At 67.2% G+C, this 19,176-nt stretch carries 18 protein-coding genes; 6 read left to right on the top strand and 12 right to left on the bottom strand.

Translation table 11 applies throughout. The annotated features are described in order from the left end of the window. Positions 1-14 precede the first annotated feature (14 nt). Positions 15-752, bottom strand: a complete 738-nt coding sequence (locus tag AAE021_RS05000) for an MIP/aquaporin family protein (RefSeq protein ID WP_342025320.1) — start codon at positions 750-752, stop codon at positions 15-17. 285 nt (positions 753-1,037) lie between these two features. Between AAE021_RS05000 and AAE021_RS04995 the strand changes: the two genes are divergently transcribed. From AAE021_RS04995 to AAE021_RS04985, 3 genes are read left to right on the top strand one after another with little or no spacing between them, the layout of a single operon-like run. After that, positions 1,038-1,874: an aldo/keto reductase gene (locus tag AAE021_RS04995; RefSeq protein WP_342024517.1), complete on the top strand. Its 837-nt coding sequence runs from the start codon at positions 1,038-1,040 to the stop codon at positions 1,872-1,874. Then, positions 1,874-2,818: an alpha/beta hydrolase gene (locus tag AAE021_RS04990; protein WP_342024516.1), complete on the top strand. Its 945-nt coding sequence runs from the start codon at positions 1,874-1,876 to the stop codon at positions 2,816-2,818. The genes AAE021_RS04995 and AAE021_RS04990 overlap by 1 nt, the downstream gene beginning before the upstream one ends. Before the next feature lie 2 nt (positions 2,819-2,820). Then, positions 2,821-3,912, top strand: a complete 1,092-nt coding sequence (locus AAE021_RS04985; protein WP_342025319.1) for a glycosyltransferase family 1 protein — start codon at positions 2,821-2,823, stop codon at positions 3,910-3,912. Here the strand turns inward: AAE021_RS04985 and AAE021_RS04980 are convergent. After that, positions 3,909-4,928 (bottom strand): NADP-dependent oxidoreductase, encoded by a 1,020-nt coding sequence (locus tag AAE021_RS04980; RefSeq protein ID WP_342024515.1) that lies wholly within the window; start codon positions 4,926-4,928, stop codon positions 3,909-3,911. The genes AAE021_RS04985 and AAE021_RS04980 overlap by 4 nt on opposite strands. 61 nt (positions 4,929-4,989) lie before the next feature. Further along, positions 4,990-5,421 (bottom strand): MarR family transcriptional regulator, encoded by a 432-nt coding sequence (locus tag AAE021_RS04975; protein WP_342024514.1) that lies wholly within the window; start codon positions 5,419-5,421, stop codon positions 4,990-4,992. Between the two features lie 98 nt (positions 5,422-5,519). Here AAE021_RS04975 and AAE021_RS04970 point away from each other — a divergent pair, with 98 nt between their 5' ends. From AAE021_RS04970 to AAE021_RS04960, 3 genes are all read left to right on the top strand, one after another. After that, complete coding sequence (locus AAE021_RS04970) at positions 5,520-6,233, top strand: ABC transporter ATP-binding protein (RefSeq protein WP_342024513.1); 714 nt, start codon at positions 5,520-5,522, stop codon at positions 6,231-6,233. Further along, on the top strand, positions 6,230-6,964 hold the full coding sequence (locus AAE021_RS04965; RefSeq protein ID WP_342024512.1) for an ABC transporter permease: 735 nt from the start codon (positions 6,230-6,232) through the stop codon (positions 6,962-6,964). Before AAE021_RS04970 ends, AAE021_RS04965 begins: the two co-directional genes overlap by 4 nt. Before the next feature lie 128 nt (positions 6,965-7,092). Further along, on the top strand, positions 7,093-7,518 hold the full coding sequence (locus AAE021_RS04960) for an Hsp20/alpha crystallin family protein (protein WP_342024511.1): 426 nt from the start codon (positions 7,093-7,095) through the stop codon (positions 7,516-7,518). 54 nt (positions 7,519-7,572) lie between these two features. Here AAE021_RS04960 and AAE021_RS04955 read toward each other — a convergent pair whose 3' ends face one another. From AAE021_RS04955 to carA, 9 genes are all read right to left on the bottom strand, one after another. Beyond that, positions 7,573-9,783 (bottom strand): primosomal protein N', encoded by a 2,211-nt coding sequence (locus AAE021_RS04955; protein ID WP_342024510.1) that lies wholly within the window; start codon positions 9,781-9,783, stop codon positions 7,573-7,575. A gap of 7 nt (positions 9,784-9,790) precedes the next feature. Continuing rightward, the gene (metK, locus tag AAE021_RS04950; protein ID WP_342024509.1) at positions 9,791-11,020 is read right to left on the bottom strand and encodes a methionine adenosyltransferase; all 1,230 of its coding nucleotides are present in this window, start codon (positions 11,018-11,020) and stop codon (positions 9,791-9,793) included. Between the two features lie 85 nt (positions 11,021-11,105). Then, positions 11,106-12,392 carry a bifunctional phosphopantothenoylcysteine decarboxylase/phosphopantothenate--cysteine ligase CoaBC gene (coaBC, locus tag AAE021_RS04945; protein ID WP_342024508.1) on the bottom strand — a complete coding sequence of 429 codons (1,287 nt, stop codon included), beginning with the start codon at positions 12,390-12,392 and terminating at the stop codon, positions 11,106-11,108. A gap of 16 nt (positions 12,393-12,408) precedes the next feature. Then, entirely contained in the window at positions 12,409-12,669 is a 261-nt protein-coding gene (rpoZ, locus tag AAE021_RS04940) for a DNA-directed RNA polymerase subunit omega (protein ID WP_152217989.1), read from the bottom strand. A gap of 39 nt (positions 12,670-12,708) precedes the next feature. Beyond that, on the bottom strand, positions 12,709-13,290 hold the full coding sequence (gmk, locus tag AAE021_RS04935; RefSeq protein ID WP_342024507.1) for a guanylate kinase: 582 nt from the start codon (positions 13,288-13,290) through the stop codon (positions 12,709-12,711). A 52-nt stretch (positions 13,291-13,342) separates the two neighbouring features. Beyond that, entirely contained in the window at positions 13,343-13,660 is a 318-nt protein-coding gene (mihF, locus tag AAE021_RS04930; RefSeq protein WP_342024506.1) for an integration host factor, actinobacterial type, read from the bottom strand. A gap of 176 nt (positions 13,661-13,836) precedes the next feature. Beyond that, positions 13,837-14,703 (bottom strand): orotidine-5'-phosphate decarboxylase, encoded by an 867-nt coding sequence (gene pyrF, locus AAE021_RS04925; RefSeq protein ID WP_342024505.1) that lies wholly within the window; start codon positions 14,701-14,703, stop codon positions 13,837-13,839. Then, positions 14,696-18,004: a carbamoyl-phosphate synthase large subunit gene (carB, locus tag AAE021_RS04920; RefSeq protein WP_342024504.1), complete on the bottom strand. Its 3,309-nt coding sequence runs from the start codon at positions 18,002-18,004 to the stop codon at positions 14,696-14,698. Before carB ends, pyrF begins: the two co-directional genes overlap by 8 nt. Continuing rightward, positions 18,004-19,155 (bottom strand): glutamine-hydrolyzing carbamoyl-phosphate synthase small subunit, encoded by a 1,152-nt coding sequence (gene carA, locus AAE021_RS04915; protein ID WP_342025317.1) that lies wholly within the window; start codon positions 19,153-19,155, stop codon positions 18,004-18,006. Before carA ends, carB begins: the two co-directional genes overlap by 1 nt. Positions 19,156-19,176: the final 21 nt, after the last annotated feature.

Below are 19,176 nucleotides of genomic sequence, written 5' to 3'. Positions count from 1 at the left end.
ACGTGCGGAACGACTTAGAGGACGGGCATCGGGATGCCGTTGAAGACCAGTCCGGCGAGCGAACCGCCGAGGATGGGACCGACAACCGGAACCCAGGAGTAGGACCAGTCGCTCTTGCCCTTGTTGGGGATGGGCAGCAGGGCATGGACGATGCGGGGGCCGAGGTCACGCGCCGGGTTGATGGCGTAGCCGGTGGGGCCGCCGAGGGATGCGCCGATGGCGAGCACTAGGAGGCCAACGGCCAGCGGGCCCAGCTCATTCGGAGTTCCGCCGAACGCGAGGATGACGAACACCAGCACGAAGGTGCCGATGACTTCAGTAACAACGTTCCAGCCGTAGGACCGGATGGTCGGACCGGTGGAGAAGACACCCAGGATGTTTGCTGCATCCGGTTCGTCGTCGAACTGCTTCTTGTACGCCAGCCACGCCAGCACCGCACCGAGCATTGCACCCAGCAGCTGTCCCGCCAAGTACACCAGGACCGAGGCAAAACTGGTTTCCACTCCGGGAGCCAGTTCGGAACCGTTGAAAAGCAAACCGAAAGTCACAGCCGGGTTCAGGTGGGCTCCGGACTGGACCGCCACAAAAACACCCGCAAACACGCCGAGACCCCAGCCGAAGTTCACGAGGAGGAACCCTCCGCCGTTGCCCTTCGTTTTACTCAGCGCCACGTTCGCCACCACACCGCAACCAAGCAGTATCAGTATTGCCGTTCCCGCCAACTCACTGAGGAATACCTCACCGAGAGTCACCATTGACTTCTCCATCCTTCTGATCAGATTTACCGGCTGATGTTCAACCGGCTTGGAATAACTCTGTCATGACTCTGCCACTAGTCAGGAACGCGGGTACCACGTTCACGGTGTTTCCACTTGCGCAGTATCTCGGTCTTGCACTATGCAATCAAGGACTCCACCATAAACCGGGTATACGTGCGGTCCGCGGCGTCCGGCGCCGCTGGGCCCGGTCCGGTGCACGCGGCCGCCCTCCCGCCGTCAATTCCACCGGCGGACCCTCTTCTCGGTAGAGTCTTCAGCATGGAACCGGCCCCGAAATTGACCTTGAATAACGGCGTTCACCTGGATCAGGTGGGCTTCGGCACCTACAAAATTCCGGCGTCGGACGCCGCCCGCCTCGTGGCGGGCGCCCTGGAGACGGGCTACCGGCACATTGATACCGCAGCCCTGTACGGGAACGAAGAAGGCGTTGGCGAGGCCATCCGCACGTTTACAGCGGCGAACGGTGTTTCCCGGAACGAGATTTTTCTCACGTCCAAAGTGTGGAACTCGGACCAGGGATACGAGCGCACCCTGCGTGCTTTCGACGCTTCCATGGACCGGCTGGGCCTGGATACCCTGGACCTGTACCTGATCCACTGGCCATGCCCGGAGCGCGGGATGTTCGTGGAGACGTACCGGGCTCTTGAGGACCTGTACCGGTCCGGCCGCGTCCGGGCCATCGGAGTCTCCAATTTCCAGCCGAACCACCTTCGGCAGCTGCTGGACAGCACCGGAGTTGTGCCCGCCGTGAACCAGATCGAGCTCCATCCGTGGCTGCAGCAGCGCGAGCTGCGTGCCCTCCATGACGAGCTGGGCATCCGCACCGTCGCGTGGAGTCCGCTGGGCCGCGGCGCTGTCCTGTCCGATCCCGCCATCACGGCGGCTGCCGCGGAACTCGGTGTATCACCCGCCCAGGTGATCCTGCGGTGGCACATGGAGGAGGGCAACGTTGCCATTCCCAAGGCCAGCTCCCCGGGCCGCATCGCCGAAAACCTGGACCTCTTCTCCTTCGAGCTGACCGAGGCCCAGCGCACCGCCATCGCGGACCTGGACCGCAACCAGCGCTCGGGCTCGCATCCGGATGAGGTGAACTAGTGCGGACGGCAGCCGGGAACGGCAGCAGTGCCGGCATCAGCCTGCTCCGCCGCGCCGAGGTCCGCACCTTCACCCTGGACGGCACGGTGCAGCGCTGCTGGGATTTCCCCGCAGTGGAAATCGGCGACGACGGCGGCGACAGCGATGCGGTTGCCCGGCCTCCGATTTTTATGGTCCACGGCTTCCGCGGCGACCACCACGGCCTGCTCCGGATTGTCGAGGCGCTCCCCCGGCACCGTGTCCTGGTTCCCGATCTGCCCGGCTTTGGTGCCGCCGAGCCGCTTCCGGGCCGGCACGACGTCGATGCTTACGCGGGGTTTGTGACGGCCGCCCTTAACGGCGCGGTGCCCGACCTTGGGCCGGGCACCGTCCTGCTGGGTCACTCCTTCGGCTCCATCATCGCCTCCAGGGTTGCTGCGCAAAGCCCAGGCCTGATCAGTGAACTGGTGTTGGTAAACCCCATCTGCGAACCCGCGCTGGAGGGGCCCAAGGGCATTACCAGCAAAGCCGCTGAGCTGTACTACCTGGCGGCGGCCCGCCTGCCCGAACGGCTGGGCATGGCTCTGCTCCAGCACCCGGCGATCGTGCGCGGAATGAGCATCTTCATGGCCAAAACCCGCGACCCCGGGCTGCGCCGCTGGATCCACGGCCAGCACCGGGCCTACTTCAGCGCCTTCGCCAACCGGAACGTGGTCCTGGACGCCTTCCGGGCGTCAATATCCTCCACCGTCCGGGACACCGCCGCTCGGCTGACCATGCCGGTGCTGCTGATCGCCGCGGAGCGCGACGACCTCGGATCCGTCGCCGGGCAGCACAAACTGGCGGCGCTCATCCCGGATGCCGAGCTGCACGTGCTGCCCGGCGTCGGGCATCTGGTGCATTACGAGGCGCCGGCGGAGGCCGCCGCCCTGATCACGGATTTCCTGCAGCGGAGGCACGCGTGAGCCTGCGGATAGCCATCGACGCCCGGTTCACCCGGATCGACCACCACGACGGCATCAGCCGCTATGGAGCATCACTGATCGAAGCAGTGGCGAAGCACGCCGATGTGCTGATGCTGATCTCCGACGAGCGCCAGCTGGCGCTGCTGCCGGACCTGCCCTGGGTGAAAATCAACAGCCCGCTCTCCCCCGCCGAGCTGCTGGTGGCCTTCCGGGTCAACCGGTTGGACGCCGACGTCGTCGTATCCCCCATGCAGACCATGGGCAGCTGGGGCCGGAAGTATCCGCTGATCCTGACCCTGCATGACCTGATCTATTACTCCAACCCGACGCCGCCCGGTTTCCTGCCGCCGCCCGTCCGGGTGTTGTGGCGGCTGTACCATCTCGCGTACTGGCCGCAGCGGCTGCTGCTGAACCGGGCCGACGTCGTCGCCACCATCAGCGACACCACACGCTCCCTGATGGCCCGGCACCGGCTGACGAAGCGTCCGGTCCGGATCGTCGGGAACGCGCCGCAGCCCGGAGCCCCGGTGCGGAATCCGGTGGAGCCCCCGGAGAAAACGCTGCTCTACATGGGCTCCTTCATGCCCTACAAAAACGTGGAAACCGTGGTGCGCGGGATGGCGCACCTGCCCGGGTACACACTGCATCTGCTGAGCCGGATCTCGCCGGCCCGGCGCAGTGAACTGGAGGCGCTGGTTCCGGCGGGCAGCGACGTCGTGTTCCATAACGGCGTGAGCGACGACGAATATTCGCAGCTGCTCCGGAAGGCCACCGCACTGGTCACCCTGTCCCGGGCCGAGGGCTACGGACTGCCCATGATCGAGGCGATGGCCGCCGGAACGCCGGTGGTCGCCAGCAACATTCCCATCTTCCGGGAGGTTTCCGGCGGCGCCGCCCTGCTGACGGACCCGGACAGCGCACAGGAGTTTGCCGCCGCCGTCCGGGAACTGTCCGAGCCCGCGCGGTGGGCGCGGGTCTCGGAAGCCGGACGGCGGCGGGCTGCGGAATACTCCTGGGATACGTCCGCCCGTCAGTTACTGGCCGCAGCCGAGGAAGCGGTGCGCCGGCACGGCAAGGGAGGACGCAGGGCCTAGCCCTCGAGCGTGACGATCATTTTGCCCTTGTTGGCACCCTTCATCAGGCCGATGAAGGCCTGCGGGGCATTCTCCAGACCCTCGGCAAAGGTCTCGTCATAGCTGACACTGCCGTCCCGCAGCCAGCCGGACATGAGGCCGGCAAACTCGTCGGCGTACTGGTTATAGCTTCCAACAATGAAGCCGCGCAGGGTGAGTTCCTTGCCGATGGCCAGAGCCAGGTTGCGCGGGCCGGTGGGCGCATCGGTGCTGTTGTACTGCGAGATGGCGCCGCACATGGCGATGCGTCCGTACTTGTTCATCACCGCAATGGCAGCCTCCAAGTGCTCGCCGCCCACGTTGTCGAAGTACACGTCAATGCCGTCCCCGCCGGCCGCTTCCTTCAGCTGTGCCTTGACCGGACCGTCGTGGTAGTTGAACGCGGCATCAAAGCCCAGGTCCAGCAGGTGCTGGACCTTCTCCGCGGAACCGGCGCTGCCGATGACCTTCTTGGCTCCCATGGCCTTGGCGATCTGGCCGACCAGGGACCCGACGGCGCCCGCGGCACCGGAGACGAAGACCACGTCGCCTTCCTTGAATTCCGCAACCTTCGTCAGGCCGGCGTAGGCGGTCAGGCCGGTCATGCCGAGCGCGCCCAGGTATGCCGTTGCCGGAGCCAGGGTGGTGTCGATGACCTTCGCACGCCTGCCGTCGAGGACGGCATAGTCCCGCCAGCCCAGGCCGTGCAGCACCAGGTCGCCGGCCTTGTGGGTTTCGGAGCGGGACTCGATGACCTCACCGACCGCGCCGCCGTCCAGCGGAGCATCGATCTGGAAGGGCGGAACGTAGGACTTCACGTCATTCATGCGTCCGCGCATGTACGGGTCCACCGACATGTAACGGTTGCGGACCAGCACCTGTCCGTCCGCCAGTTCCGGCACGGGAACCTCGGCCAGCCGGAAGTTCTCTTCGGTGGGCCAGCCTTCGGGGCGCGATGCCAGCTGGATTTCGCGGCCGGTCTCGGGATAGTTGGTCATGGAATGCCTTCCTTTGCTGGGCCCGGGGGCCCGGTGGGGATATGCGGAAATTTTTGGGTTCTTAGCGTGCCGCTGCGCGCAGGGCGGCCGTTACCTTGGCGAGTGTTTCCTGCAGGGTCCGCAGCTCCTCCGGCTCGAGTCCGGCGGCTTTGGCAACCTGCTGCGGCAGGTCCAGGGCTTTCTCCCGCAGGGCGCGGCCGTTGTCGGTCAGGTGCACTTCAACACGGCGTTCGTCGGCGACCGATCGGCGCCGCTGCAGCAGCCCCGCGGCTTCGAGCCGCTTGAGCAGGGGCGACAGGGTACCGGAATCCAGCTCGAGGGAACGTCCGAGATCCCTGACCGTCACGCCGTCGTCCTCCCACAGCACCATCAGGACCAGGTACTGCGGATAGGTCAGGCCCAGCTGCTCCAGCAGCGGACGGTACACAGCCGTGGCCGCCCGGGACGCCGAGTACAGCGAGAAGCAGACCTGGCGGTGAAGGGAATCGTTCATCCACCGAACCTAGCGCACAATTGAGTTGTGCACAACCAAACTCCGGGTTCGGTGACTGCCGGTTGACCGGCTGCCACCGGAGGTGCACAGTCAGCACCATGGCACTTTCCCCGGTGATCCGCGCCGAGAATCTGACGGTGCGGCGAGGCGGAATCACCGCCCTCGACAGCCTGACACTGGCGCTTCCTACCGGCCAGGTGGTGGGCCTGCTGGGCCCCAGCGGCAGCGGCAAGACCACCCTGATGCGCGCCGCCGTCGGAACCCAGAAAATCTCGGCCGGCTCCATCAAAGTCCTTGGCCACCCCGCCGGCAGTTCCGCCCTGCGCCGCAAAGTGGGCTATCTGGCGCAGGGGCCCGGCGTGTATGACGACCTGACGGTGGCCGAGAATCTGCGCTATTTCGCCCGGGTGGTGGGCGCGCCGGACACCGACCCCGAACGGGTGACCGCGGAAACCGGACTCGGCCCGCAAAGCAGCCGGCTTGCCGGCAGCCTCAGCGGCGGACAGCACAGCCGCGTGTCGCTGGCGGTCGCCCTGCTCGGCGCCCCCGAACTACTGGTGCTGGATGAGCCGACGGTGGGGTTGGACCCTGTGCTGCGCCGGGATTTGTGGAATCTGTTTGAGTCGCTGGCGGACCGGGGCGTGAGCCTGCTGGTCAGCAGCCACGTCATGGACGAGGCCAGCCGGTGCGCCAGAATCCTGCTGCTGCACGGCGGGCGGCTGCTGGCCGACATGACACCTGCGGCCCTGCTCGAGAGCACGGGCACCACCGATGCCGACGCCGCCTTCCTCGCCCTGCTGGGGGCGGAGTGACTCCGCGCCTGGCAGCGGCCACAACCGTGCGCGTGCTGACCCAGATTCGCCACGACCCGCGGACGGTCCTGCTGATGCTGCTGGTTCCCAGCCTGCTGATCGGCCTGCTCTCCTGGATCTTCGAAGACACCGGCGTCTTCCAGTCCGTCGGCCCGGCCCTGCTGGGACTGTTCCCGTTCACTGTCATGTTCCTCGTCACCAGCATCACCACCCTGCGGGAGCGCCGCTCCGGCACACTGGAACGGCTGATGACGCTGCCGCTGGGAAAACTCGATTTCATCTCCGGCTACACGATCGCCTTCGGGTGGCTGGGGATGGTCCAGTCACTCGTGGCCTGTGGCTTTGCCGTCTGGGTCTGCGGGCTCGAGGTGGCCGGAAACACCTGGCTGCTGCTCGCGGTGGCCGTGCTCAATGCCGTCCTGGGAACCACCCTTGGCCTGTTGGCCAGCGCGTTTGCCGCATCGGAATTCCAGGTCATCCAGTTCATGCCCGCACTCGTCTTTCCGCAGATCCTTTTGGGCGGGATCTTCATTCCGCGCGACCGGATGCCGGCAGCCCTGGAGACGGTATCGGACTGGCTCCCGCTGTCGCATGCCGTGGAGGCCCTCAAGCTGGTGTCCACCGGCACCGGTTCCACTGGGGACATCCTGCGGGAAGCCGGCATTCTGGCCGCCTTCGCCGTCGTCTTCGTGGCACTCGGAGCCGTGACACTGCGCCGCCAAAGCGCCTAACACACCACCGCATCCGTGATTTTTTCGCCGCGGCCTTCCCGTCCTAAACTGCTGGTAGTCCCGCTGCGGGCCACCCCGGAGCCCGGAGCGGCCAGAGGACGGGACACGCCGCGAGGGAGTTGATACGCATGGATTTCCGGTTCGATCCGGACCCGGGATTGGACCCTTTCGACCCGCAGGTGCCCGGCAGCGGAGAGGCTGCCGCCGACACCGGGGTCCCGGTGGATCTATACCACGAGCAGGACCACTACATCTTGAACGCCGACCTCCCGGGTTTGGACCCCGGATCCCTGCACGTCGCAGTGCGGGGACGTGTCCTGACGGTCAGCGGCCACCGCACCCTGCGGGACCTCTCCGGACCGGACTGGCTGGTTCGTGACCGCCGCCGCGGAGCCATCGAGCGGCAGGTTCTTCTGGGCCCCGAGGTCGATGCCGCCAAGATCAGCGCTCAGTACACCTGCGGTGTCCTCAGCGTCTTCCTGCCCCTGGATCCTGCCCGGCGCCGGCGGAAGATCGACGTTCGGAACGACGCCGCAGCATCCGGACCTTCCTGACCCGCGCCGTTCCTGATCCGGGGGGCATACCCCGCCGTTCCTGATCCGGCCAGGCTACAGAACGTCCGTTCCGTCCACCCGCACGTACACGGGGTCACCCGTGCGTTTGGCTGACACGGCAGCCTTGGCCGCCCGCATCGCCGCCGTAACGGCCGGTGCTGCGGAGTAGGAAAAGAACAGCAGCGTGCGGTAGCGCCCGCCGGAGCCGCCCAGCTGACCGTCGCGGTGCACGGGAACCGGTCCGGGCGGGTCCTCCAGCGGTGCCGGTCCCACCACCCGGGTTTCGGCCGGCAGCTCCAGCCGGGGCAGGAAGGCCGTCAGCGCTTCACGCGAGCCGGTCAGTTCCGCGTACCGGACGGCCGGCGGCAGGCCCAGCTCCCCGCGCAGCTCCAGTTCACGTTCAGCGGCGCCGGCCGGGTCCCAGCGCAGCAGGTGTCCCACGGTTGACGTGTCATCAGCGGTAACCACCACCAGGCCCTTGTCACCGGCCGGACGCACCAGGGCCACGGCACTGAACCAGCGCCGCAGAGTCTCCTCCCCCGCCCGCAGCGACTCCCGCGACATCATGGCGTTTCCGTCCAACAGGATGGCCGCCGCATAACCGCCGGCCGCCACCGGCTCGGCACCCGGCGTCGCCACCACCAGGGCCGGAGCATCGGGCACTTCGGCGCGCACATGGTCACCGGCGGAAGAAATAACGGTCACCGAAGGGAATGCCCGGCCCAGTTCCTCGGCGGTGCGTCCGGCCCCGGCGGCCGAACCGCGCAGGTGGGTGCCGCCGCAGTTGCCGCAGCTCCATACCGGTTCCGGCCGGCCGCACCAGCGGCAGGCGGGAATGCCGTTGCGGCTGGCCAGCCCCAGCGGACCGGCGCACGCCCGGCAGCGCGCCGGTTCCCGGCAGTCCTGGCATGAAAGCGCCGGCGAGAACCCCGCCCGGGCCACCTGGACCAGCACCGGGCCCCGTGTCAGCCCGTCCTGCGCCGCCTTCCACGCGGCATGCGGAATCCGCGCCCGGGCAGCCAGGGGATCGCGTTCCAGGTTGAAGGAATCAACGGTGCTGACGACGCGCGGAGCCAATGCCCGCACCGTGCTGCGCTCGGCGGCAATGCCCGCGGCCCAGCCGGTGGTCACCAGGCGCTGCGCCTCGGTGCTGCGCGAATGCGAGGCCAGCAGCAGCGCCGTGTCCTCGGCCGCTGCCCGCAGCAGCAGGACGTCGCGGACATGCTGGTACGGCGCCCGTTGTTCGGCATGGAGGTCATCAGCGTCATCCCACAGCACCGCCAGTCCCAGGTTGCGCACCGGTGCATACGCCGCGGACCTGGTGCCAATCACCACCTGGACATCGCCGTGCAGGACCTGGAGGAAGCTGCGGTACCGGGGCGTGGGTCCGTCGTCGGCCGTGAGGCGCACAAACGCATCCGCGCCGATACGCTCCGTGAGCGCTTTCTCGACGCGGGCCAGATCCTTTGCGTCCGGCACGACGACGACAGCGCCGCGCCCGGACAGCAGGGTAGCCTTCACCGCTGCGGCAATTTCCTCCGGCCAGGCTCCGGCGCCGTAACCGCCCAGGGACGAGAGCACGGCGCGGGGGCTGTGCCCGGCGGCCAGATGGGTCAGGAACCGCGGCCCGTGCGGGTACCGGGTCCAGGGGTTGGGGCCGGATCCCTCCGGGCCGGACAGGACAGTCTCAGCTGACGCCGGCTCACCGGCGGCGGGCTGCTCACCGGCGGCTGACGATTCCCCGGCGGCACTGTCCCCGGTCTCTGGGATGCCCGCGGCGGCGCGGGCCTGCGGCGTGAATTCCTTGTCCACCCGGGCCGCGCGCGGCGGCACCGCCACCCGCAGCACGTCATGGACGGTCCCGGAGTAGCGGGCGGCCACCGCCTCGGCCAGGCGCAGGATCTGCGGCGCCAGGACCGGCTGCGGCGACACGACCTTCCCCAGCGGCATCAGCCGTGCCGAGGTGTCAGCCTCCGCGGTCCGTGCAGTGATGAATCCCGACAGCTCCTGGCCGCCGAACCGGACCCGGACGCGCGCGCCGGGCACGGCGTCGTCGTCGAGGTTTGCCGGCACCAGGTAATCGAACGCGCGGTCCAGATGCGGCAGCGGGGAATCCAGCAGCACCCGGGCGATGGGTAGCCGGGGAGCCGCCGGCTGCGTCCCCAGGCTCCGGGACGGTGATACGAAACCGTGCAGCAGGGAAAGCTGCCCGGCCTCTCCGGCCGCTTCCCGGCGCCCGGCTGTCCCTGCCTGTTCCCGCTGCATGTGCCGGTTAAGCGTTGAAGTAGCGGCGGAGGTCCTCGGCCTTGTCCTTGCGCTCCCAGGTGAATTCCGCATCCTCACGGCCGAAGTGGCCGTTGGCGGCAGTCTTCTGGTAGATCGGGCGCTTCAGGTCAAGTGAGTTGATGATGCCCAGCGGGCGGAGGTCAAAGACCTCCTGGATGGCGTCGGCAATGCGGGCCGGATCCACGGTCTCGGTGCCGAACGTCTCCACGTAGATTCCCACCGGGTGGGCCATGCCAATGGCGTAGGCAATCTGGATTTCCGCCCGGCGGGCCAGTCCGGCGGCCACGACGTTCTTGGCCACCCAGCGCATGGCGTAGGCCGCGGACCGGTCCACCTTGGACGGGTCCTTGCCGCTGAAGGCGCCGCCGCCGTGGCGCGCGAAACCGCCGTAGGTGTCCACGATGATCTTGCGGCCGGTCAGTCCGGCGTCACCAACCGGGCCGCCGATCACGAACGGGCCGCCCGGGTTCAGGATGTGCTTGATGTTGGAGATGTCCAGCTCGGTGCCGGCGAGCACGGGCTTGATCACGTGGGTGACCAGGTCCGCGCGCAGCTGCTCGAGCTCCACGTCCACCGCATGCTGCGATGAAATGACCACGGAATCCACGGAGACCGGCCGGTCGCCGTCGTAGCCGATGGTGACCTGGGTTTTACCGTCGGGGCGCAGGTAGCTCAGCGTGCCGTCCTTGCGGACGTCGGTAAGGCGCTCGGACAGGCGGTGTGCCAGCCAGATGGGTGTGGGCATGAGCACGGAGGTCTCGTCCGAGGCGTAGCCGAACATGATGCCCTGGTCCCCCGCGCCCTGCACGTCGTAGGGGTCGATGTTCTTGCCCGCGCGGTTCTCCACGGAGTTGAACACGCCGGAGGCGATTTCCGGAGACTGCTGGCCGATCGAGACCGAAACACCGCAGCGGGCGCCGTCGAAGCCGTTGGCCGATGAGTCATAGCCGATGCCAAGGATGGTGTCGCGGACCAGCTGTGGGATTTCCACGTAGCCCTCGGTCGTGACCTCGCCCGCCACGTGGACCAGTCCGGTGGTGACGAGGGTTTCCACCGCCACACGGGACTCGGGGTCCACCTTGAGCAGGCCGTCCAGGATCGCATCACTGATCTGGTCACAGATTTTGTCCGGGTGACCCTCAGTGACGGATTCCGAAGTGAAAAGTCGCAGCCCGTCGCGGGGCGCGGAAAGTACTGAAGCATCTGGGAAAGTCACGAGTTTTACTCTACTGGGTCCGAGGCCGCGTCCCCGAATGCCGGCCAGTATCTGTGGGTTCCCGGGCCCGGGAGCGCCTGGCGCCTCAGCGGACGGGAAGTGCCGCGGAAAGCTCCTGCGATACGCGGGCAATAATGCGCCCGGCAATCTCGGATTTTGTGCCGGTGTAGGTGGGAGCGGGAGAGGCTTCGGAGTCTGCGGGTGAAAGCAAAGTCACTTCGGTGACGTCCTGGCCGAACACCAGCGATACGCCCACCCGGTTGAGCACCAGCAGTTCGCAGCCCTTGCGGGCAAGCTTCTGCCGCCCGTAGTCCAGGACCTCGGCAGTGCCGTCCCCTGTTTCAGCGGCGAAACCGACGATGACCAGGGGAAGGGCTTCTCCCGCGGATGTCCTGGCCGAGTTTCGGTGCTGCACGGCTTCGGCGAGGATGTCAGGGTTCCGGACCAGGGTAATGACGGGGTCCTCGCCGTCGTCGCGCTTTTTGATCTTGGTGTCCGAATTCCGGTCGGGCCGGAAGTCGGCGACGGCGGCGGCCATGATGAGCACATCGGAGTCCGGTGCTGCGGCATGGACAGCTTCGCGAAGCTCCAGGGCCGTCTCCACGCGGGTCAGTTCCACTCCGTCGGGGGCCGGAACATCCATGTGGGCGGCGATGAGGCGGACGTGCGCGCCGGCGTCAAGGGCGGCGCGGGCCAGGGCAACACCCTGTTTGCCGGAGGACCGGTTGCCGAGGAAGCGCACGGGATCCAGGGGTTCGCGGGTACCGCCGGCCGTGATGGTGACGGTCTTGCCGGCCAGGGCGCCGGAGAGAGATGCTGAGGCGGTGTCCGCGGGCGCCGGCAGGCCGGCAGCTGCCGCAGCCATCGCAGCGGTGAAAATGTCTTCGGGATCCGGAAGCCGGCCGGCGCCGGAATCCTTGCCCGTGAGCCGTCCCACCGCCGGCTCCATGACGATGGCGCCGCGGCTGCGCAGCGTGGCCACGTTGGCGCGGGTGGCCGGGTGGGACCACATCTCGGTGTGCATGGCAGGGGCGAAAAAGACCGGTCCGCGCGCCATGAGCAGGGTGTTGGTCAGCAGGTCGTTCGCCTGCCCGGCGGCCGCACGGGCCAGAAGGTCAGCGGTGGCCGGGGCCACGACAATAAGGTCCGCCTCGTGGCCGAGACGGACATGGTTAACCTTCTCCACCTCGTCAAAAACCGAGCTGGAGACCGTATTGCCGGACAGTGCCTCCCAGGTGGCAACCCCCACGAAGCGGGTGGATGCCTCCGTGGGGATCACGGAGACGTTGTGTCCGGCTTCCGTTAAAAGACGCAGCAGCGACGCGGACTTGTAGGCGGCGATGCCGCCGCCCACTCCCAAGACAATGCGCACCGCTGCTGCTCCTGACTTATTCGGCCGATTCGACCGGACGGCTGACGAGCATGCCTTCGTTGATCTCGCGCAGGGCGATGGACAGCGGCTTCTCGTTCAGCTTGGTTTCCACCAGCGGGCCGACGTATTCGAACAGGCCCTCATGCAGCTGGGAGTAGTAGGCGTTGATCTGGCGGGCACGCTTGGCGCCGTAAATAACCAGGGCGTACTTCGAGTCGGCTACGTTCAGCAGGTCGTCGATCGGCGGGTTGATGATGCCTTCAGACACAGTAGACACAGATTCTCCAAAATCTTTTGTACGGGATGTAGCGGTGCGTCAGCGCGGGCGCGGACTGATTCCCATGAGTGATACAAGCTCAGCTGCTGCCCGCTGGACGTCATCATTTACCACGGTGTGATCGAACTCGGGCTCGGCAGCAAGTTCCAGTTTAGCGGTTTCCAGCCTTTGCTGCTGCTCTTCGGGTGTTTCGGTGCCGCGTCCCACGAGCCGGCGGACCATTTCGTCCCACGACGGCGGGGCCAGGAAGACGAAATTTGCTTCCGGCATGGACTTTTTAACCTGGCGTGCGCCCTGCAGATCGATCTCCAGAAGCACCGACCTGCCGTCGGCCATGGCTGCCTCGACGGTGCTGCGCAGTGTGCCGTAGCGGTTGCGGCCGTGGACCACGGCCCACTCCAGCATCTGGCCCTCTTCGACCAGCGAATCAAACTCCTCCGCCGAAACGAAGAAGTAATGCACCCCATGCTCCTCGCCCGGGCGCGGCGGCCGGGTGGTGGCGGAAACGGAAAGCCACACCTCCGGGTAGTTGTCCCGGATGAAGGTGGACACCGTGCCTTTGCCAACTGCGGTTGGACCTGCAAGAACTGTCAGCCGCGGTTGCGACACTGAGGACCTCATTTGCTCTCGTTGTGATTCGGCCCCGACGGCGCGGCCGCAGTGAAAGCGGCCCCTAGTCGGATTCCAAGTGTTCAATCAGCGCTTTGCGCTGGTGGACGCCCAAACCGCGCACTCGGCGGGTTGGGGCTATACCTACCGTAGTCATTATTCCAGCTGCGCGGCGCTCTCCGACGCCAGGCAGTGCCCGGAGCAGGTCCACGACCTTCAGCCGGCCCACAGCTTCCTCCGCGGAACGGGACAGAATGACCTCTTCCACGGACAATTCTCCGGACTTGATTTTGGCCTTAATGTCGGCCCGGACGGATCTGGCTGCGGTTGCCTTCTCCCGGGCCCTGGTGCGCTCGTCTTCGGTCAGTGGCTTGAGGTTCAACAGACCCTCCCGGGCAAGGACTGACCCGGCACAGCTGCACAAATCACAGCGGCAGTGCTGGGGCGGTGCTGGTGTATGGGGATACGGTCTGAACCTATCCGCAACCCCGCCGCAATTGCAACGTGCCCCGCTACCCGATCAACAGCAGGACGATCCCCGCTGTTGACCGGGAGCCCTCAGGCCTGGCCCAGGCCGGCCAGCGTCCGTTCCGCAGCTTCGCGCAGGGCGGCCCGATCCGGGCCGGCCCGGAGAATGTCCCGGCTGGAGGTGGCCAGCACATTGGGGTACGCGTCTCCGAAGGTGGACCGCAGATCGGCTCCGGTTCCGCCCTGGGCACCCAGGCCCGGAGCAAGAATCGGTGTGGCCGCGGAGGGCCGGGCGCCGAGCTCCGCCAGGGCGGAGCCGACGGTCGCCCCGATGACCAGTCCGGTGGATCCCAGACCGCCGTCTGCTTCCCGGGCTTCCCGGGCATTCTCCTGCGCCGCGGCAGCCATGATGCGGGCGGCAACAGAGGAAGAGCCGCCCACGTGCTGGACCGAGGCACCCTCCGGGTTGGAGGTCAGCGCCAGGACAAAGACACCGCGGCCGGACGCAGCAGCCAGATCCAAAGCCGGCCGCAGCGACTCGAAGCCCAGATAGGGACTCAGCGTCACCGAATCAGCCGCCAGGGCTGATCCGTCCCTCAGCCACGCGTCGGCATAGGCAGCCATGGTGGAGCCAATGTCTCCGCGTTTGGCGTCGGCGATGCTGAGCATCCCCGCCTCGGAGCAGGCCGCCAGCACCCGTTCCAGGGCCGCCATTCCGGCTGATCCGTGGCGTTCAAAGAGCGCCACCTGGGGTTTGACGGCGGCTGCCTGCTCCCCCACCGCCTCCAGAACGGTGAGGGCGAAGCGCTCCAGGGCCGCGGCGTCGTCGTTCAGTCCCCACGCGGCCAGCAGCGCCGGGTGCGGATCAATCCCGACGCATAGCTGGCCGCGGGCGTCCATGGCCCGGCGCAGGCGGGTGCCGAAGGGGGTGCGCCCTTCGGTCAGCGGCTCAGGCATCAGCCGGGATATTCGAAGAAGCCTTGAGCTTGGCGGCGTGCTCCTGCAGGGACGTGACGTCCCATTCGTAGGAGCGCATCGCCTCGATGGCCTGGACGGCGGCACCGAACTCGGAGACCGTGGTGACCACCGGGCAGCCGATGGAAGTGGCGGCGGCCCGGATTTCATACCCGTCGCCGCGGGCCTGGCCGCCGGAGGGCGTGTTGACCACCAGATGGATTTCTCCTGCGGTGATCAGGTCCGCCACGGTGCCTTCTCCATTGGGGCCCTCACCCTCGCTCACCTTGCGGACCGTGGTGGCCTGGATGCCGTTGCGGCGCAGGACCTCGGCGGTGCCGCCGGTGGAGAGGATCTCAAAGCCCAGGTCCACCATCAGCTTCACCGGCATAATGATGGAGCGCTTGTCCCGGTTGGCCACCGAGACGAAGATCTTGCCCTCCGTCGGCAGCGCGGAGTTCGCGGCCGCCTGAGACTTGGCAAACGCAGTGTCGAAGTACTTGTCGATGCCCATGACTTCGCCGGTGGAACGCATTTCCGGGCCCAGCAGCGAGTCAACCACGGTGCCCTCCGGGGTGCGGAAGCGGCTGAACGGCAGCACGGCTTCCTTCACGGCCACGGGGGCGTCCAGCGGCAGCACCGATCCGTCGCCGACGGCGAACAGCTTGCCGGCCGCGCGCAGCTGCACGATGGACATGCCGGTGCCGATCAGCGCCGCGGCCTTGGCCAGCTGCACGCCGGTGGCCTTGGACACGAACGGAACCGTGCGGGATGCCCGCGGGTTGGCTTCGATGACGTACAGGATGTCCGAGGCGAGGGCGAACTGGATGTTGATCAGTCCGCGCACCCCCACCCCGGACGCAATGGCCAGGGTGGCGTCGCGGACACGGTCGACGACGTCGGTGCCCAGGGTGATCGGCGGCAGGACACAGGCGGAATCGCCGGAGTGGATACCGGCTTCCTCGATGTGTTCCATGATGCCGCCCACGTACAGGTCGGTGCCGTCGAAGAGGGCGTCCACGTCGATCTCGATCGCGTCCTCCAGGAAGCGGTCCACCAGCACCGGATGGTCCGGGGTGATCTCCGTGGCGTTGGCGATGTAGCGCGAGAGGTTCGCCTCGTCGTAGACAATTTCCATGCCGCGGCCGCCGAGCACGTAGGACGGGCGGACCAGCACGGGATAGCCGATCTCATCAGCGATCTTCTTGGCGTCGTCGAAGGACACGGCGGTGCCGTTCTTCGGGGCGATCAGGCCGCCCTCGTCCAGCACGCGCTGGAACGCGCCGCGGTGTTCGGCCAGGTCAATGGCTTCCGGGGAGGTGCCCAGGATGGGAACGCCGGCGTCGGCCAGGGCCTGTGCCAGCTTCAGCGGGGTCTGGCCGCCAAGCTGGACGAAGACGCCGAGGACTCCCCCGGTGCGCTGTTCCGCGGCGATGACCTCCAGGACATCCTCAAGGGTCAGCGGCTCAAAATACAGCCGGTCGGAAATGTCGTAGTCAGTGGAGACCGTCTCCGGGTTGCAGTTGATCATCACGGTCTCATGGCCGGCTTCGCGCAGCGCCATGGTGGCGTGCACGCAGGAGTAATCAAACTCGATGCCCTGCCCGATCCGGTTCGGTCCGGAGCCCAGGATGATGATGGACGGCTTCTCGTGCTGCGCCACCTCGTCCTCCTCATCGTAGGAGGAGTAGTGGTACGGGGTGTAGGCGGCGAACTCCGCGGCGCAGGTGTCCACCGTCTTGTAGACCGGACGGATGTTCAGCGCATGCCGGACGCCGCGGATGACGGCCTCGGGGGTGTTGGTGAGCGCGCCGATCTGCTCGTCGGAGAAGCCGTGCCGCTTGGCCAGGCGCAGGATTTCCTCATTCACGGACCCGGCGCCGCGGATTTCCCCGGCCACCTCGTTGATCAGCTGCAGCTGGTCCAGGTACCAGGGGTCGATGCCGGTGGCCTCGTAGAGGTCCTCCACCGTTGCGCCGCCCAGCAGTGCCTGCTGGACCTGCTTGAGCCGCTCCGTCGTGGGACGCTTGGCGGCCTCGATCAGGGCCGGCACGTCTGCGCCGTCCACCGGTGCGAAGGACAGCGAGGCGCCCTTCTGCTCCAGGGAACGCAGTGCCTTCTGCAGCGCCTCGGTGAAGTTGCGGCCAATGGCCATGGCCTCGCCGACGGACTTCATGGTGGTGGTCAGGGTGGGATCCGCGGCCGGGAACTTCTCGAACGCGAACCGCGGCACCTTCACGACAACATAGTCCAGGGTCGGTTCGAACGACGCCGGGGTCTGCTTGGTGATGTCGTTCGGAATCTCGTCCAGCGTGTAGCCCAGCGCCAGCTTGGTGGCGATCTTGGCGATGGCGAAGCCGGTGGCCTTGGAGGCCAGGGCCGAGGAACGGGAGACGCGCGGGTTCATTTCGATGACGACAACGCGGCCGGTGTCCGGTTCGATGGCGAACTGGATGTTGCAGCCGCCGGTGTCCACGCCCACTTCGCGGATCACGGCGATGGCGATGTTGCGCAGGTTCTGGTATTCGCGGTCGGTCAGGGTCATGGCCGGGGCCACGGTGATGGAGTCGCCGGTGTGGACGCCCACCGGGTCGAAGTTCTCGATGGAGCAGACCACCACCACGTTGTCGTTGCGGTCGCGCATCATCTCCAGCTCGTATTCCTTCCAGCCGAGGATGCTCTCTTCAAGCAGCACCTCGGAGGTGGGGCTGTACTGGATGCCGGCGCCGGCGATGCGGCGCAGGTCCTTCTCGTTGTAGGCCAGGCCCGAGCCCAGGCCGCCCATGGTGAAGGACGGGCGGACCACCATCGGATAGCCCAGCTGCTCGGCGGCGGCAAAGGCTTCGTCCATGCTGTGCACAATGATGGACTTGGCCGACTCGGCACCGCAGCGCTCGACGACGCCCTTGAACTTTTCGCGGTCCTCGCCCAGCTCAATGGCGGCGATGTTGGCGCCAATCAGCTCCACGTTGTACTTGTCCAGGACACCGTTCTTGTCCAGGGCGATCGCCGTGTTCAGCGCCGTCTGGCCGCCCATCGTCGGGAGGATCGCATCAGGGCGTTCCTTGGCGATGATTTTTTCCACCACCTCGGGGGTGATGGGTTCCACGTAGGTGGCGTCGGCGAACTCGGGGTCCGTCATGATGGTGGCCGGGTTGGAGTTCACCAGGATGACCCGCAGGCCCTCCTCCCGCAGCACGCGCAGCGCCTGGGTGCCGGAGTAGTCGAATTCCGCGGCCTGGCCGATGACGATCGGACCGGAGCCGATAACCAGGACGGACTTAAGATCGGTTCTGCGGGGCATTAGTTCGATTCCTTGATCTTGCTGGCGGCGTTCTTGGTGGAGTCCATGAGGTCCACGAAGCGGTCAAACAGGTAGGCGGAGTCGTGCGGGCCGGCCGCCGCCTCGGGGTGGTACTGCACGGAGAAGGCCGGGATGTCCAGGCAGGCGAGGCCTTCCACGACGTCGTCGTTCAGGGACACGTGGCTGACCTCCACCCGTCCGAAGCGGGCCTCGGGAGCTGTCACCGGACCGTCCAGCGGGGCGTCCACGGCAAAGCCATGGTTCTGGCTGGTGATTTCCACCTTGCCGGTGCGCCGGTCCATCACCGGCTGGTTGATGCCGCGGTGGCCGTAGCGCAGCTTGTAGGTGCCAAAGCCGAGGGCGCGCCCCAGGATCTGGTTGCCGAAGCAGATGCCGAAGAACGGGGTGCCGGTGTCCAGCACATCCCGGAGGAGGTTCACCTGCACGTCGGCGGTGGCGGGGTCGCCGGGTCCGTTGGACATGAACACGCCGTCGGGGTTCAGGGCGGTGACGTCTTCGAGGGTGGCGGAGGCGGGCAGGACGTGGACGCGGACGCCGCGCTCGGCAAAGCGCACCGGCGTCATGGATTTGATGCCCAGATCCAGGGCGGCGACGGTGAAGCGGGGCTCGCCGTCCCATCCATGGTCGTTGGGCTCGATGACGTAGGAGGCCTCGACGCTGACCTCTTCGGCCAGCCGGGCGCCGGCCATGGACTCCTGCGCCAGCACGTCGGCCAGCAGCTCGGAATCCGGGCGGTCCGCGGCAGCACCGGAGAAAATGCCGGCCTTCATGGCACCGCGCTCACGCAGGTGCCGGGTCACGGCGCGGGTATCGACGCCGGAGATGCCGACGACGCCCTGCGCCGCCAGCTCTTCATCCAGGGTGCGCTCGGAGCGCCAGTTCGACGGGCGGCGGGCGGCGTCGCGCACAATGTAGCCGGCCACCCAGATGCGGCGGGACTCGGCGTCGTCGGTGTTGACGCCCGTGTTGCCGATATGCGGCGCAGTCTGCACCACCAGCTGGCGGGCGTAGGAGGGATCGGTGATGGTCTCCTGGTAACCGGTCATGCCGGTGGCAAAGACGGCCTCGCCCAGGGCGGTGCCCTGGGCTCCGTAGCTGCGGCCGCGGAAGGTCCGTCCGTCTTCAAGCATCAAAACAGCTGCGGTAGGGGT

Source organism: Arthrobacter citreus, from assembly GCF_038405225.1.
Classification (GTDB): Bacteria; Actinomycetota; Actinomycetes; order Actinomycetales; family Micrococcaceae; genus Arthrobacter_B; species Arthrobacter_B citreus_A.
This window is presented reverse-complemented; position numbering and strand designations above follow the sequence as displayed.